Consider the following 3,777-nt stretch of genomic DNA (forward strand, 5'->3'; position numbering starts at 1 on the left):
GGGTGGGCCGGGTGGGCCGGCGCGGCTTTTCCACGCGCGCGGCCGCGCGCACCATGGCGGCCAGCCGCTCGATAGCCTCGGCGCGGTTCTTCTCCTGGCTGCGGAAAGCCTGGGCCTTGATGACGATGACGCCGTCTTTCGACACGCGGTGGTCGGACAGCGCGCAGAGGGCCTCGCGGATGTGCTCCGGCAGCGACGAGGCGCGCACGTCGAAACGCAGGTGCACGGCGCTCGAAACCTTGTTGACGTTCTGCCCGCCGGCGCCCTGGGCGCGGATCATGGTGAAGACCAGCTCGCGCTCATCGAGATAGAGGGAATCCTGTATGTGCAGCATGGAAGGCAAGTCTACGCGAAGCCGAGGCGCGGCTGGGCGGCCGGACGGTAAAATAATGTGCTTTGCCGATTCCGGGGCGTTTTCCGGCCGCCTCTTTTTCTCATGACCTATTCCGCCAAAGAAATCTTCAAGACCCTGCAGGGCGAAGGCGCCCAGGCGGGTCGCGCGGCGGTGTTCTGCCGGTTCGCGGGCTGTAATCTCTGGACCGGCCGCGAGAGCGACCGCGGCCGCGCCGCCTGCACGTTCTGCGACACGGACTTCGTCGGCACCGACGGCGAAGGCGGCGGCAAGTTCGCCACCGCCGAGCTGCTGGCCGACGCCATCGCGGCGGCCTGGGGCCCGGGCGCCGAAGACCGCTATGTGGTGTTCACCGGCGGCGAGCCGCTGCTCCAGCTGGACGCCCCCCCTGCTCGCGGCCGTGCACGCCCGCGGCTTCACCGTGGCCATCGAAACCAACGGCACCCTGCCCGCGCCGGCCGGCATCGACTGGATCTGCGTCAGCCCCAAGGGCACGGCGCCGGTGGTGCTCGAGCGCGGCGACGAGCTCAAGCTCGTCTATCCCCAGGCCGACGCCCTGCCCGAAACCTATGCGCACCTCGACTTCGCGCATTTCTTCCTGCAGCCCATGGACGGCCCGCAGCGCGCGGCCAATACCGAAAAGGCAGTCCAGTACTGCCTGCAACATCCCAAGTGGCGGCTCAGCCTGCAAACCCACAAATATATAGGCATTCCATGATTCACCCCCACGCCTGGCGGAGCGCCGCATGATCTCCGTTACCCGCCGGCTCGAATTCGATGCCGGACACCGCATTCCCGACCACCGCAGCCAGTGCCGCAATCTGCACGGCCACCGCTACGTGCTGGAAATCACCCTGACCGGCGACGTGGTGCAGGCGCCCGGCGAATCCGACAACGGCATGCTGATGGATTTCTCCGAAATCAAGCGCATCGCCAAGACCCACATCGTGGACGTCTGGGACCACGCCTTCCTGGTCTACGAAGGCGACACCGCCGTGCGCGCCTTCCTGGACACCCTGCCCGGCCACAAGACCGTGGTGCTGGACCGTATTCCCACCGCCGAGAACCTGGCCGCCATCGTGTTCGAGACGCTGGCGCCGCACTACCACGGCCATTACGGCGCCGAGCTGCGCCTGTCGCGCGTGCGCCTGTACGAAACCCCCAACTGCTGGGCCGACTGCGCCGGCTGAGCCGTGTCCCGCCGGGGCGTGCGCCCCGGCTTTCCATTCCTGGAAAAACCGCCCCCTATTTTTCCGATTGAAAGAATCAATGGAGATAGTCGTCATTTTCAATTATTAGTAAGCTAATAAATAGGATACAATCTAATCCATGAAAACGCTCTCCGACTCCCAGCTCATGGCCACCACCGCCAATCTCATGGTGATTGCCCGCGCCTACCGCGGCGCTGCCGACAAGGCGCTGGCGGACTATGGCCTGTCGCAAGCCACCGCCTGGCCCGTCATTCTCACCGGCCGGCTCGGCGACGGCGTGCGCCAGGGCGCGCTGGCCGAGGCGCTGGGCGTGGAAGGCCCGTCGCTGGTGCGCGTGCTGGACCAGCTCGTCGCGGCCGGCCTCATGGAGCGCCGCGAAGACCCGCACGACCGCCGCGCCCGCACGCTGCATCTCACCGAAGCCGGCCACGCCCTGCGCAAGCAGGTCGAGGACGTGCTGGTGGAGCTGCGCCGGCGCCTGTTCGCGGGCGTGGCCGAGGCGGACCTGGAAGCCTGCCTGCGGGTGTTCGAGTCCCTGAAGGCCGCGCTGGGCCGCAGCGGCGCGGGCGCCCAGGAGGATCCCCGGCCATGAGGCTGCCCAATGTCCGCGAAGTGGTTTTTTCGCTCAAGAGCTACGCCGGGGCCGTCATGGCGCTGTACCTCTCGTACTGCATCGGATTGCCCCGCCCGTTCTGGGCCATGACCACCGCGTATGTCGTATCGCAGCCCTGGTCGGGCGCGGTGCGCTCCAAGGCGGCCTACCGGCTGGTGGGCACCTTCTTCGGCTCGGCCGCCACGGTCTACCTGGTGCCGCGCCTGTCGCACTCGCCGGTGCTCATGACGGCGGCGATGGTGCTGTGGGTGGGCCTGTGCCTGTACCTCTCTGTGCTCGACCGCACGCCGCGCTCCTATCTCTTCATGCTCGCCGGCTACACAGCGGCCATGATCGGCTTTCCCAGCGTCACCGACCCGCTGCTGGTGTTCGACACCGCGCTGGCGCGCGTGGAGGAAATCACCCTGGGCATCGTCTGCGCCACCCTGGTCCACAGCGTGGTGCTGCCGCGCGACCTGGCGCCCGCGCTCACGCTGCGGCTGGACGCCGCCGCGCGCGACGCGCGGCAATGGATACACGATACGCTGCGCGGCCTCAACGCCGAGCAGCGCGACCGCGACCGCCGCGTGCTGGCCAACGACCTCACGCAATTGCGGCTGCTGTCCACGCACCTGCCGTTCGACACCAGCAACCTGCGCTGGACGGCCAGCTCGGTGCGCGCCATGCAGGACAAGATCGCCGCGCTCACGCCCGTGGTTTCGGCGGTGGAAGACCGCATGCGCGCGCTGCAGGCCGACGGCGCCGCGCTGCCCGAACCCGTGTCCGCGCTGCTTGCGGAAATCTCGGAATGGATCAACGAGGGCCCCAGGGCCCGGCACGAAACCGCGGTGCGGCTGCGCGCCGCCGTGTCGCGCCTGACGCCCTCCATCGACAGCCGGTCGGGCTGGCGCGATGCGCTCCTGGCCAGCCTGATGGCGCGCCTGCGCGAGCTGGTCGACACCTACGACGAATGCCTGGCGCTGCGCCGCGAGATCCGCGCCGGGCTGGCCGGCGCGCCGGCGCGCACGCCGCACCCGGCCAGCGCGCCGCGCAACGTGCTGCACCGCGATCACGGCATGGCGCTGCTGTCGGCCCTGGCCGCCGGCGTGGCCATCAGCGTGTGCTGCGCGTTCTGGATCGGCACGGCCTGGAGCAACGGCGCCACGGCCGCGCTCATGGCGGCCATCTTCAGCTGCTTCTTCGCCTCGCAGGACAATCCCGTGCCGGGCATCATGCAGTTCCTGACCTATACGGTCTATTCGATTCCGCTGTCGGCGCTGTACCTGCTGGGCATCATGCCGGCCATCCACTCGTTCGAGATGCTGGCGCTGTCGATGCTGCCCGCGGCCTTCGTGCTGGGCATTTTCATCGCCCGCCCCGAAACGGCCGGCAAGGCCATGGCCATGCTGTTCGGCTTCCTGGGCACGATGGCGCTGCACGACACCAACACGGCCGATGTCGTGTCTTTCATCGACACGCAGACCGCGCAGATCATCGGCGTGGGCACGGCCGCGGTCATCGCGGCCATCTTCCGCACCGTCAGCGCCGACTGGAGCGCGCGCCGCATCCAGGCCGCCAACTGGAAAGAGCTGGCCTCGCTGGCCGCCTCCGCCCGCGCCCCC

At 68.7% G+C, this 3,777-nt stretch carries 4 protein-coding genes and 1 pseudogene; 4 read left to right on the forward strand and 1 reads right to left on the reverse strand.

Annotation, left to right across the window (positions count from 1 at the left end; genetic code table 11):
* Nucleotides 1–334 (reverse strand): alternative ribosome rescue aminoacyl-tRNA hydrolase ArfB (gene arfB, locus AD428_RS23930; protein WP_053246812.1); only part of this gene is annotated, 334 nt, incomplete at its 3' end.
* Between the two features lie 102 nt (nucleotides 335–436).
* On the opposite strand from arfB, the pseudogene queE reads away from it, so the two are divergent.
* From queE to AD428_RS23950, 4 genes and pseudogenes are all read left to right on the forward strand, one after another.
* Nucleotides 437–1,070 (forward strand): annotated as a pseudogene (queE, locus tag AD428_RS23935) (7-carboxy-7-deazaguanine synthase).
* A gap of 28 nt (nucleotides 1,071–1,098) precedes the next feature.
* Nucleotides 1,099–1,542, forward strand: coding sequence for a 6-carboxytetrahydropterin synthase QueD (gene queD, locus AD428_RS23940; protein WP_053246813.1), 444 nt, complete (start codon nucleotides 1,099–1,101; stop codon nucleotides 1,540–1,542).
* 139 nt (nucleotides 1,543–1,681) lie between these two features.
* Nucleotides 1,682–2,155, forward strand: a complete 474-nt coding sequence (locus AD428_RS23945; RefSeq protein ID WP_053246814.1) for a MarR family winged helix-turn-helix transcriptional regulator — start codon at nucleotides 1,682–1,684, stop codon at nucleotides 2,153–2,155.
* On the forward strand, nucleotides 2,152–3,777 hold a 1,626-nt coding region (locus tag AD428_RS23950; RefSeq protein WP_053246815.1), incomplete at its 3' end, for an FUSC family protein. The genes AD428_RS23945 and AD428_RS23950, both read left to right, overlap by 4 nt.

The organism is Achromobacter sp. DMS1, from assembly GCF_001270295.1.